The organism is Kibdelosporangium persicum (assembly GCF_013280595.1).
Lineage (GTDB): Bacteria > Actinomycetota > Actinomycetes > Mycobacteriales > Pseudonocardiaceae > Kibdelosporangium > Kibdelosporangium persicum.
Genome location: NZ_JAAATY010000025.1, coordinates 98,927 through 110,325, shown reverse-complemented (window position 1 = coordinate 110,325; position 11,399 = coordinate 98,927). Strand labels below are relative to the sequence as shown.

10 protein-coding genes are annotated in these 11,399 nt (G+C 67.6%); 4 read left to right on the top strand and 6 right to left on the bottom strand.

Annotated elements, in window-relative coordinates:
* Positions 1 to 39 precede the first annotated feature (39 nt).
* Entirely contained in the window at positions 40 to 873 is an 834-nt protein-coding gene (locus GC106_RS34305; RefSeq protein ID WP_173139185.1) for a GP88 family protein, read from the top strand.
* A 51-nt stretch (positions 874 to 924) separates the two neighbouring features.
* Positions 925 to 3,456: a helicase HerA domain-containing protein gene (locus GC106_RS34300; RefSeq protein WP_173139183.1), complete on the top strand. Its 2,532-nt coding sequence runs from the start codon at positions 925 to 927 to the stop codon at positions 3,454 to 3,456.
* Positions 3,457 to 3,653: 197 nt separating this feature from the next.
* Here GC106_RS34300 and GC106_RS34295 read toward each other — a convergent pair whose 3' ends face one another.
* The 4 genes from GC106_RS34295 to GC106_RS34280 form a co-directional block, all read right to left on the bottom strand.
* A complete protein-coding gene (locus tag GC106_RS34295; RefSeq protein ID WP_173139181.1) occupies positions 3,654 to 3,857 on the bottom strand; it encodes a hypothetical protein in 204 nt (67 codons plus the stop codon).
* Between the two features lie 129 nt (positions 3,858 to 3,986).
* Positions 3,987 to 5,258, bottom strand: coding sequence for a hypothetical protein (locus tag GC106_RS47165; protein ID WP_217281323.1), 1,272 nt, complete (start codon positions 5,256 to 5,258; stop codon positions 3,987 to 3,989).
* Positions 5,259 to 6,349: 1,091 nt separating this feature from the next.
* Positions 6,350 to 6,685 carry a helix-turn-helix domain-containing protein gene (locus tag GC106_RS34285; protein ID WP_173139179.1) on the bottom strand — a complete coding sequence of 112 codons (336 nt, stop codon included), beginning with the start codon at positions 6,683 to 6,685 and terminating at the stop codon, positions 6,350 to 6,352.
* A gap of 4 nt (positions 6,686 to 6,689) precedes the next feature.
* The gene (locus GC106_RS34280; RefSeq protein WP_217281322.1) at positions 6,690 to 7,796 is read right to left on the bottom strand and encodes a tyrosine-type recombinase/integrase; all 1,107 of its coding nucleotides are present in this window, start codon (positions 7,794 to 7,796) and stop codon (positions 6,690 to 6,692) included.
* A gap of 183 nt (positions 7,797 to 7,979) precedes the next feature.
* Here GC106_RS34280 and GC106_RS34275 point away from each other — a divergent pair, with 183 nt between their 5' ends.
* The gene (locus tag GC106_RS34275; RefSeq protein WP_173139177.1) at positions 7,980 to 9,014 is read left to right on the top strand and encodes a replication-relaxation family protein; all 1,035 of its coding nucleotides are present in this window, start codon (positions 7,980 to 7,982) and stop codon (positions 9,012 to 9,014) included.
* 4 nt (positions 9,015 to 9,018) lie between these two features.
* Entirely contained in the window at positions 9,019 to 9,975 is a 957-nt protein-coding gene (locus GC106_RS34270) for a C40 family peptidase (RefSeq protein ID WP_173139282.1), read from the top strand.
* A 316-nt stretch (positions 9,976 to 10,291) separates the two neighbouring features.
* Here GC106_RS34270 and GC106_RS34265 read toward each other — a convergent pair whose 3' ends face one another.
* Both GC106_RS34265 and GC106_RS34260 read right to left on the bottom strand, forming a co-directional pair.
* Positions 10,292 to 10,780: a dihydrofolate reductase family protein gene (locus tag GC106_RS34265; protein WP_376777786.1), complete on the bottom strand. Its 489-nt coding sequence runs from the start codon at positions 10,778 to 10,780 to the stop codon at positions 10,292 to 10,294.
* 327 nt (positions 10,781 to 11,107) lie between these two features.
* Complete coding sequence (locus tag GC106_RS34260; protein ID WP_173139175.1) at positions 11,108 to 11,380, bottom strand: hypothetical protein; 273 nt, start codon at positions 11,378 to 11,380, stop codon at positions 11,108 to 11,110.
* Between the last annotated feature and the right edge of the window lie 19 nt (positions 11,381 to 11,399).

Here is an 11,399-nt window from a genome sequence, read left to right as displayed (position 1 = left end):
ACGGGCACCGTTCACACCGAATCGCATCGAGGGACACTCATGTCTTCACCACGGTCCATTTCGGACACAGCTAGTCGGCCCGGGCGACTGCTCACGCAAAACAGCGAGATGCGCCGCATCGGCGTGTGGAACTGGTCGCTACCTGCCTGGGCCGGGCGACTGGCCGATGGCCGCACCTACAACACCTGCCCGAGCGCCGGAATCTGCGCACAAGCATGCTACGCCCGGCACGGCACCTACACCTGGCCGATGGTCAAAGCCAAACACGAAGCCAACCTGGCCTTCGTCCTCGACGACCCCGCAGGATGGCGGTCCGCCATGCTCGCCGAGCTGGCCGCGCCGAAGTTCCGCGGCGGCTGGGTCCGAATCCACGACAGCGGCGACTTCTTCTCCGACGCATACCTTCAGGCGTGGCTGGACATCTGCCGGGCCCGATCCGGCACGAATTTCTACGCCTACACCAAAGAGGTGTCCCGATTCCGGGCGCTCGTCGAGCCTGACCCGCCGCCGAATTTTCTGTGGGTCTACTCGTACGGCGGGACACAGGATGCCGTACTGGATCCGGCCGTCGATCGGGTCGCTGATGTGTTTCCCGACGAGTCCGCGATCGCCGGGGCGGGTTGGGCCTCGCAGGAAGCCAGCGACCTGCTTGCGGTCCTAGGCCCGCGGCTGGTCGGTGTGCCGGCCAACCGCATTCCCGCCTACCTCAAGCGGCTGGCTGGCCGCCGGTTCTCCGAGTGGCAGGCCGAAGTCGATGCCGACCGCGCCGCCCGCCGAGGCCGCCGACGCCTGCGGCTCGTCGTCGACAACACCAGCCCCGCCCACAGCCAGCCGCTCACGACCGAGCCGGTTGACCAGCCGCGGGCGGCCTGACCGCCGATCGCGTCCGTCCCCGTCGACCGCTTTTGCGTGGGGAGGTCCCCGATGTCCTGGCCAATCACTGCCACACCCCTGTCCACCCGCTTCGAGCACGCCGCAGAAGTGCGGACCTCAGCTGTCGACGACTACCTGCGTGACCCGCTAGGTGCGTTCCAGAACGTGCTGGCCGACCTGCGCGACCTCGCCCTCACCTGGGGGCCGATCGTCGGGCCGGTGGTCGCGTTCGCCGTCACCGCCGCGGTCGTCGCGCGTCGCCGGTGGCGCCGCCGCTACCACCAGCGCCTGATGACCGATGCCCGCCTGATCACCGTGCTAGCGCCACCAACGGTCGACCCGTCCGGAGCAATCACTGTGTGGTCCAACCTCGTCGGCCTGCTGCGGCCGGGGTGGCTGCGCCGGTTCAGCGGGCAGCCGCACCTGGCCTTCGAGCTGACGTTCACTGACGACGGCGTGCAGATCCGCCTGTGGGTGCCCGGCCTGGTGCCGCCCGGCATGGTCGAGCGGGCGATCGAGGCCGCCTGGCCCGGCGCGCACACCCGCACCACCCCCGCCAAGCCCCCGATCCCGATCACGGCGGCAGCGAGTCGGCGGCTCGAGGCTGTCGGTGGTGAACTGCGGCTGGCGCGCTCGGAGGCGCTGCCGATCCGCACCGAGCACCCGGCCGACCCCATCCGGGCGATGCTCGGAGCACCGGTCGGGCTCGGCCCGCACGAACGGGCTTGCGTGCAGATCCTCGCCCGCCCGGTCGCCGGTCACCGAGTGACCAAAGCCCGCCGCGCCGCCCGGCGGGTGCACGCGGGTGGGTCGGTTCATCTGGTCGGCCGGCTGCTCGACGTCATCACGCCGGGCAAGACCCCGAAGCCGTCGACCAGCACGCGGACGCCGGGCCTGGATCGGCAGAACAGCCTGGAGTACGCCGCCCAGGACCGTGCTGTGGTCGAGAAGCTGCGGGCGAACCAGTTCGAGACCCGCATCCGCTACGCCGTGGCCACCACCGTCCCTGACGACGCCACCTCGGGCGAGGTCCAGGCAGTGCGGGAGGTCCTGCGGGGCCGCGGGCACGCGATCGCCTCGGCGTTCGCCGCCTACTCCGAGCACAACTACTACCGCCGGGTCCGGCTCCGCCGCGACCCGGTCACGGTGTTGGCCGAACGCCGCCTGGGCAAGGGTGACCTGCTCTCGATCCCCGAGCTGGCCGCGATCGCGCACCTGCCGATCGACGAGTCCACCCCCGGCCTGCAGCGGGCCGGCGCGAAGGCCGTGCCGCCCCCGCCGGGCATCGCCACGATCGGCGAGCAGATCAAACCGCTCGGGCTGTCGGACTCCGGGCACTCCCGCCCGGTCGGCCTGCACGTCGCTGACGCCCGCCATCACCTGCACATCCTCGGCGCTACCGGTTCGGGCAAGTCTGAGCTGATGGCGCGGATGATCCTGGCCGACGCCGAGGCCGGCCGCGGTGTCGTCGTGGTCGACCCAAAGGGCGACCTCGTGTCGGACATCCTGATGCGTCTGCCCGAGGAGCTCGGCGAGAAAGTTGTGCTCTTCGACGCCGACTCCCGCGCCCGCCCGCCGGTGCTCAACCCGCTAGAGGGTGCAGACAAGGCCCGCGCCGTCGACAACCTCGTCAGCATCTTCTCCCGGATCTACGCCTCCTCCTGGGGGCCGCGCACCGACGACATCCTGCGCGCCGGACTGCTCACCCTGACCGCGATGCCCGGCACGCCGACCCTGGTCGACCTACCGAAGCTGCTGACCGTGCCGGCGTTCCGGCAACGAGCCCGCGACCAAATCGACGACGAAGTCCTCAAGGGCTTCTGGTCCTGGTACGACGACCTGTCCGAAGCCAGCCGCGCACAAGTGATCGCGCCGCTGATGAACAAAATCCGCGGATTCCTGCTGCGCCCCTTCGTCCGCGCCGCCATCGCCGGTGGAGCCTCCACAGTGGACATGGACGAGGTGCTTAACACGGGTGGCATCTGCCTGGTGCGCATCGCTCGCGACGCGTTGGGAATGGAAACCGCGCGATTGGTGGGCTCCATCGTCGTGGCCCGCACCTGGCAAGCGGCCACCCGCCGGGCCCGCGTCCCGCAGCGTCAACGCCGCGACTGCGGGCTGTACGTGGACGAGTGCCACAACTTCTTGAACTTGGCCTATCCGTTGGAGGACATGCTCGCCGAGGCCCGCGGCTACCGGCTCTCCATGGCGTTGGCGCACCAGTACCTCGGACAGCTACCGAAAGAGCTCGAAGAGGGCATCAGCACCAACGCCCGCAGCAAGATCTTCTTCAACGCCTCGCCCGAGGACGCGAAAAAACTGGCCCGGCACACCATGCCGCGCCTTTCTGATCACGACCTATCCAACCTCGGCGTGTACCACGTCGCCGCCCGGCTCGTCCTGGGCGGAGAAGAAGCACCGCCGTTCACCGCGGTGACCGAGAAGCTGCCACCCGCGATTCCTGGACGTGCCAAGGCAATCCGCAAAGCAGCCAGGGTCAACACACGCTCGCCCGTCAGCGACCCCGACAACGCCGTGGGCGGATCCGGGCAGCCCACTGTGGATCCACGCCGCGCGGCCTGATCTCTCGAATCTCGTTCTCCCACAACACATGCGGTCTCACCTATCGCGCACGTTCCGCTCCAGTGATCCGCATGCGTTGCCTCCGCCTTCCCCATTCCGGCCAATACTGGTGAAGGGACGGTACTCCGATGTTGCACAACTCTCCTGATTGCCAGTTAGGGCTCAGGGAAAGAGTGTTCGTTCCGTACTCGCCACCATCATCCACGGCCTCGCCTGCGCAACAGCATCCTCAACACCTTCAAGGCTGCTGCGCGGCGATCCTTTTTACCTGTAAGGATTGCCGTGAGCGATGCGGCGGCGATCAGTACGACATAGACCACGCCGATAAGGCCGGACAGAGTGAGTACGGGGGCGTCGATCAGGGAAGCCGCCACCTGTTGAAACTCGAGGCCCAACCGCATCCCGCAACTCCTTCTTCATGGCGTACAAGAAGAAGCGCGATTCCGAGAACCTTGGCTCGACGCTGTTACGCGTCAGCTCAGGCCAGCGCGACGGCCGGAGCCAATAATACCACCCGACTGCTCTGGTGTTTACGTCTCGGCGGCTATTGGCTTGGTAGCCGTGTCGGCGGCAAGGTAGTCAGTCCAGCTGGCCTGGGCGAACTTGGCCCAGGTGTGAGCTGTTCCGGGGTGGATGCCGAACAGGTCGGCGATCACGATCGGCGGCAGCTCACCGACGGCCTCGATCATCGCCGTGTTGCGGGCGGCGAGCGTGGGCAATCCATACTGCCGCAGGAGTTTCTGCGTTGCCCGAGCGCTTCGTGGCTTGCCCGGCTGGCTGGCGGGCAGCAGATATCGGGGTCGATCACCCTCTGGTGGTCGCACCATCAACCGGTAGCACGGGTCGGCGAGGTGCTCCTCGATCAGCGCTGCCAGTTTGGGTGGCAGCAGCACCGGATGCTTGGCGAGAGTGAGGAAAGCGTCGCCGTTGTCGCGATGGAACCGGTCGGCGGTGAGTTCGACGATGCGACTGATCGGCAGGCCGAAGAGTCTGACCAGACTGCCAGTGATCCGCACCTCGTGCGGCAGGGTGGCGTCGTTGAGGCAGCGACGCAACTGTCGGCGGTACTGCTCCTCGGTCTGGAAGTGGATCGGCAGGCTGTTTTTGCTGGCCGGGAGCTCAAGCCGGTTGGTGAGCCGTCGCTGGTGTGCCCAGCGCAGAAAGGACGCAAGGTCGCCGCGCCGGGTTGGGTTGGTGTCCAGCCAGTGGTCAAGCTGATGTTGGGTGAGCATGTCGAGCGTGGTCGCGGTGGCGTAGAGCCAGTCCAAGAACACGATGGCGGTGCGGATGGCGGTGCGGTCGGCCGCGGCGGCTCCCTCGGTGTACCGGTTGCGGGCGTCGCGTCGGCGGGCGTCGCGGATCACGTGCCATTCCGCGAAGGGGCGGATGGTTCGCTGCTGGCGTTTGGGCAGCCCGTCGATCGTGCGGTCGGCCCAGGCTTCCAGCCGATTGAGGTGTTCGGCCCGCGGTGGCAGGGCACCGGTGGCGATGAGTGCGTCGCGGACGTAGCGGGTGCTGCGGGTGGGCGGCAGCCCGTCCAGCAGGGCATGGGTGATCTCGATGGGCTGCGCGGTCAGATCGGCCAGCAAGGTCGCCGCAGGGTGATAGTAGAGCCAGTTCAGGACCGAGTATTCGTTCGGGGCAGCGGTCAGTGCCTGTGCCAGTGGCTGAAGTTGTTGCGCCACAACGCCATCGTTGTCGCCGAGCAGGCTGCTTACGCGGTGGGCTACCACGCAGCGCGCGCAGCAGCCGTCAGCGTGCAGTCGGCCGGGACGGCCGCACTTGCGGCAGGTGAAGTCCACCGTGGACCCTGCGCACGGTCCGCAGATGTCCTCGCCGGTGTCGGTGCGACCGACCAGGACTCGGAGGACGGCGCACTGCGGGCACTGGGCTGGGTTGCGCAGGTGGTGAAAGTAGCAGCGGAAGCAGACCGAGCCGCGCGGCCACTCGCCATACAGTTGGGCGGTCTGGCCGCAGTCGCCGCACTGCCCGGAGCGGCGGGGTCGGCAGGCGGTGCAATGGAACGCTCCACCTCGGCCGCCGAGGCCGCTGCCCGGCCGGACACGTCCGCAGACCACGCACTGGCCGGTCTGCCGGTAGCACTGGGCGCACCGGTCTGGCTGGTCGCCGACCGCTCGGATGCGGATCGGGCGGATTTGTTGGCAGACACCGCAGCGCCGTGGCGGACGCTGATAGCAGCTATGGCAGACCGGCCCTTCTTCCGTGAGGGCCGCCGTTCGGCGGTGGTTACCGCATCGGCTGCATTGGCGGGTGAGTTTGGGGGCGCAGGACTCGCACCAGGCGGCGCCGTCGGCTCGTCGCTTGGTCGGCCGCCGACGACGCCCGCATTCAACACATTCTTCGAACAGGTCCTCGTCGGTCGCATAGCAACGCCGGCAGATCGGTCCCTCCGGCCGACGGGTGACGACGACGGCTTCCTGCCCGCATCGGACGCAGGTTCGCGCCGCTGTCTTGTGCTTGCACCAGTTGCAGCACCGGCCGTCCGCGGTGCGGCACTCCAGCAGTCGATCGGACCGGCCGCAGATCGAGCACGCAGGCGCGGTGACCGGGTGGCCGGCGGCGGCCAGCAGGTGCAAGAGCCGGGCCAACGCCAGCGGACAGTCCGACGGCGGGACACGCAGCGCGTCGGGATGCTGGTCGAGGTAACGGTGCAGCGCCAGCGCACCCCACGCCGTCCACGCCTGTGCCTGTTCCAAGATCTCCTGGGCCTCTGGCGGGGTCACGGCGGGCTCGGTGATGTTCTGGACGTCCGCGATCAGCCTGGCTCGGGCGCCCTCTCGGGCGGCGATGCGATCCAGGCGCTGCTTCTCACCGTCACGGTTGCGCACCCGACGCCGCGCCGTCGGCCGGGTCGACGGCGCGTCTGGTGTGGTCACCGCTGGCCAGGGCGGCGCACGATCGAACGCCGGGGTGTCGGTGCCGGACCGCCGGTCGATCCCGCAGCATCGTCGGCGGTCTTGCGGAGCTGCTGGTTGACGACCTCCGGTTTGATCAGGTCGTTCGGTGCGCAGTCGAGGATGTCGCACAGCGCCACCAACGTGTCCATGCTCAACCGTTGCGGTGACTGGGTCACCAACCGGTACACCTGCTCACGGGACAACACGATGCCCCGCTCGACCAGCAACGGCACCAAATCCGATGTCTGGAACATGTCGCGCTCGGCCATCAGGTGCCGCAACCGCCACTGGTACCCCATCTTCTTGATCACGCCATCACTCCCAATCCTCGCCCAGCCGACCCTTCAACGCCCTCTCCAGCAGCTTGTTCCGGTACTCATTGGACACTCCCATGTAAATCGCCGTAGTCGACCCATAGGCGTGGCCAGCTTGCTCCTGCACAAAACGAGCCGGATAGCCGAACTCGGTCAGGTGCGTGATGTAGGAGTGCCGCAGGCAGTGCAAATCCAGGCTCGGATCGAGCCCGGCGTCCTCACGCGCCGCGACGAACGCCTCGTTGATCGACCGAGGCGACAACCGCCCAACCCGCTCGGTCACCCACAACGCCGGATGACTGCCCGGTTCGAACCGCGGCCGTATCTCACCGACCCAGTCCCGCAGCGTGTCGAGGAGCCAATCCATCTCCGGAACCAACAAGACCGTCCGCCGCTTTGGCGGCGACCCCTTCGGCGCCTTGCCGTAGCGGACCATCACATTGCCAAACTCGCCGAACTGCGGTGCCGCGCGGTTGCGGCGCAAGTCGACCATGTCCAGTTGCGACGCCTCCCGGCGACGCAACCCGAACGCATACACCGTCTTGAGCACCGCAGCGTCCCGCGCCGCGCACAACGCGCCCTTACGGCCCTGCGCCGCGATCACACCAGGCCGGGCGTCCGCAGCGTCGAACAACGCCTGCACCTCGTCATAGGTCAACGGCCGCCGACGCGGATCGCCTTCGTAGTCGAGCTTGTGCAGGACCGAATTGCCCTCGTGAAACACCTGCTGCGGCGTGTCACCGAACCGTTCCTCACACACCCGCACCCAGCCGTAGCGGGAATCCAGCAAGAACTCCACGAACAGGCTGATCGTCACCTCGTACGACCGGGCCGTGGACGACACGATCGGCAACTGGCCGCCGCGCATGTCATCGATGAACGCCTCACCATCCGCCGGCGCCCACTGCCACGGATACAAACCGGTAAACCGTTCCATCCGGCGAACCAGCCGAAGCCTCGGCGTGATCGTCGACGCCTTCAGGAAACGCGCGGACTGCTGCCGCCGCCACCCCTCCAGCATCGCCTCGAACACCGCCGGCGCCGGATCAAGGTGAACGACATTCTCCACCAATACAAGACGCGCTGAACCAGGCGCTTCAAGACCCACCGCGCCGTTGTATCAGACGCAACATCGATGCGCCGGGCAACGAGGCCCTGGTCCACAGTGGATTCACCCATCTCAGCGACAACTCGTGTCAGTCGCTTGACCAGCGAAAACGGCAGTTAGGCCGTTCTGTCCAATGTTGCATCCAATGCAATTCCGCTCATTTCGCCTGGGAGGTGTCTGACCATGATCTCGAATCCCACGCCTCAGAGGGCATTGCGCGGGCACATGCCCCAACGCCCCACACCACGGGCGGCCACCACCGGCGAACACCACGCCCAACTCGCCGGGCGGCTCACCCTCCGGGACCGGTGGCTGGCCCGGATGCTGCACGAGCACAAGGTCTTCACCACCCAGCAGATCGTCGAACTCTGCTACCCAACCATGCGCGCGGCCAACCACCGCCTGCTCGACCTGTTCAAGTGGCGCGTCGTCGACCGCTTCCAGCCGTTCGTCAGCTCCGGCACTGCACCGATGCACTACGTGCTCGACATCGCCGGAGCGGTCGCCCTGGCCTACGAGGACGGTCTCGACCCCAAGCAACTCGGCTACCGCCACGAAGACGCCATCGGCATCGCCCACTCCCTGCGCCTCGCGCACACCGTGGGCGTCAACGGCTTCTTCACCACCCTCGTCGCACTCAGCCGACAGCCCGGTGCCCGCGGCCGACTGACCGCGTGGTGGTCCGAGCTGCGCTGCGGACGGCTCTTTGGCGACATGGTCCGCCCCGACGCCTACGGCCGCTGGCGCGAAGACGGCCACCAGATCGAGTTCTTCCTCGAATTCGACTTCGGCACCGAGGACCTCGGCAAGCTCGGTCGCAAGCTGCACGGCTACGAAAAGCTCGCCACCGCAACAGGAATCACCACACCCGTCCTGGTGTGGCTGCCCACCAACCGCCGCGAAACCACCGCGCGCCGAGCACTCGCCGACGCACTGTCCCAGTTGGACCGACCGGCGCTCGTGCCCGTAGCCACCAGCGCCGTGGACGTCGCAGGCGTGGCCAGCGAGAACAACCCCGCCGTCGCCCGCTGGCTGCCGATCTCCGGCCAGGCATCGCGACGGCCAGGCCGGCTGCGGCTCGCCGAGCTCTGGCCCCACACCGACCCGCCCACCACGGCGCCGTCCTCGACCGCGGCTCAGGCCCAGCAGGCGCCCGCGGAACTGGCCACGCCGGACCCGCTCCCGCCGCCCCTCCCCACCAGCCGCTTCCGGAGGTGACTCCATTAAGATCGCCGTTGCCGCTCTTGCGGCCATCATCGCCGTCCCCATCGTCATCGGGGGTGTCGGCAAAGCCATCGTCAGTGCGCTGTTCGGCACCGGTGGCACCGAGCCGAGCCAGGCCGCAATCGCCGAGATCCCCAACGACTACCTGTCGCTCTACCGTGCAGCAGCCTCCGTGTGCCCAGGGCTGGACTGGACGATCCTCGCCGCCATCGGCAAGATCGAGAGCAACCACGGCCGCTCCACCCTGCCCGGAGTAAGCAGCGGTGAGAATTTCGCGGGCGCGGGCGGCCCCATGCAGTTCCTCAAGCCGACCTTCGACGGCGTCATCGCACGCCACACAATCCCGCCCGGAGGCTCGAACCCACCCTCCCGCTACAACCCACACGACGCCATCTACGCCGCCGCGTTCTACCTGTGCGACTCCGGAGCACAGAAGGACATCCGCAAAGCCTTGCTCGCCTACAACCACTCCGAGGAGTACGTCAAGGGCGTTCTGGAACAAGCAAAACGCTACGGCACCGCCACCGTCGGAACCGGTGACTGCAACAAGATCCAGGCACCCAACCCGGCCGCGATCATGGCGATCAACTTCGCCTGCGGCCAGCTTGGCCTCCCGTACGTCTGGGGCGGCAACGGACCAGCCGGCGGCCACGCGGGCTTCGACTGCTCCGGCCTCACCAAAGCCGCCTACAACGCCGCTGGCATCAACCTGCCCCGGACCGCCCAGACGCAGTACAACGCCGGTCCGCTGGTACCCGCGGGGCAGCCGCTGTTTCCCGGCGACCTGGTCTTCTACGGCACACCCGGCAACGTCCACCACGTCGGCCTGTACATCGGCGCCGGCAAGATGGTGCACGCCCCGACGTTCGGCCAGCCAGTCCAGGTCAGCAACTACCGCTGGAACGGGGACGACTACCTTGCGGCGAGCCGTCCAGTTGTCGATCCTCGGCTGTAGGTTCCGCGCAAGAATGACTGTTGTCCGATCTTTGATCAGATACCGCGGAAAGAGTGCCAAGCAGGCCTCGGTCTCCTATCTCTGACCTACGGCGCAAAGTAGTCGCTCGGGGCGGCCGGTCACCCGGCTAGTGGGCCTCGCGCAGCCGCTCGCGTTCGTCGAGCGCCTCCGGTTCTAGCGCCATGCGCGTCGCCGAAGTGGCGGGAGGCCGTCTGAATGGGCTCCCCGGTCGTCAGCGTCTCCTAGCCGAGCACTGGCTCGTAGCGGAGGAGGACCGCGCCCGACGAGAAGGTGCGGTTCTCCACCAGCTCCAGCTTCAGCCACTTGTCCAGTGACGGGAAGAACGGGGTACCGCCGCCGGTCGCGGCCGGTGTGACCAGCACCTGGAACTCGTCCACGAGGCCCGGACCAGAGGCGCGGCGAGCGCGGCGCCACCCACCTCCATCAGGCCGTCGGTCTCGGCCTTGAGCCTCCTCGCCACCTCGACGACGTCACCCCGCTCCAACCTGGAGTTCCAGTCGACCGAGTCCAGGGTCTGCGAGAACACCACCTTCGGCATCGCGAGCCACAGTCGGGCGTACTCGGCCTCCACCGGGGGCACGCCGGGTGCCTGGCCGGCGGTCGGCCAGTGGGCCGACATCAGCTCGTACAGCTTCCGCCCGTACAGCGACAGCGCGATATCCCGGGTCCGGTCGTTCCAGTATTGGTGCAACTCGTCGTCCGGCACGCTCCAGCCGAGGTCGCCGTTCGCGTCGGTGGTGTAGCCATCCACCGAGACGTTCATGCCATAGGTCAGCTTTCCCATGGCAGTACAGACTGCCGGGTCGGGAGAAACTCATCGGGATTGGGCGGTGTTGGATTGCCTCGCTCCGCTCGCGCGGCGCAGGTCTGTACCCGGCGTCCTCCCAAATCTCCACGTCGCCACGCGGTCCCCCCTGCCCCACGCGGCGGCCTCCGCGCGGGAGTCGACTTCCGGCAGCCAAAGCCGGCGGCGTAGAGGAAGTCGAACATGTTGGCGACATGCTCCGGCACCGTGACGGGCTCGCCTGCCTCGTCGCTCATTGGCGAAGGCGAGCGCGAACTCCGCGCCAGCGGTTCCCGATAGCGCCTGATTTCAGTCGGTGGTGGCGTCCTACTCGACGTCCTTGCCTTCGAGGAGTTTGTACAGGTTGGTCCTGTCCATCCCCAGCTCACGGGCGACCTGAGCCTTCGGGACTCTGTCCTCAATGGCGGCTGTCATGCGTTGGAAGCGCACCTCGCGGGCTTTCTTGAGCTCTTCGAGCTTCGTGACTCGCTGGGCCTGCAGCTCCGCTTCTTGATCACGAATGCTCTGGAGTTGCTCCTGGAGCCCTTTGACCTGGGCAGCGCTCTCGCGAAGCAGCTCGAAGTGCTGGTCCCTGTCCACGTCCTGTCTCCTTCCGGCT

Excerpts from the sequence above, each read along its gene's own strand:
- GC106_RS34295 (WP_173139181.1), bottom strand. The coding sequence starts at position 3,857 with ATGCGGTTGGGCCTCGAGTTTCAACAGGTGGCGGCTTCCCTGATCGAC.
- GC106_RS34275 (WP_173139177.1), top strand. The coding sequence starts at position 7,980 with ATGATCTCGAATCCCACGCCTCAGAGGGCATTGCGCGGGCACATGCCC.
- GC106_RS34300 (WP_173139183.1), top strand. The coding sequence starts at position 925 with ATGTCCTGGCCAATCACTGCCACACCCCTGTCCACCCGCTTCGAGCAC.
- GC106_RS34265 (WP_376777786.1), bottom strand. The coding sequence starts at position 10,780 with ATGGGAAAGCTGACCTATGGCATGAACGTCTCGGTGGATGGCTACACC.
- GC106_RS34305 (WP_173139185.1), top strand. The coding sequence starts at position 40 with ATGTCTTCACCACGGTCCATTTCGGACACAGCTAGTCGGCCCGGGCGA.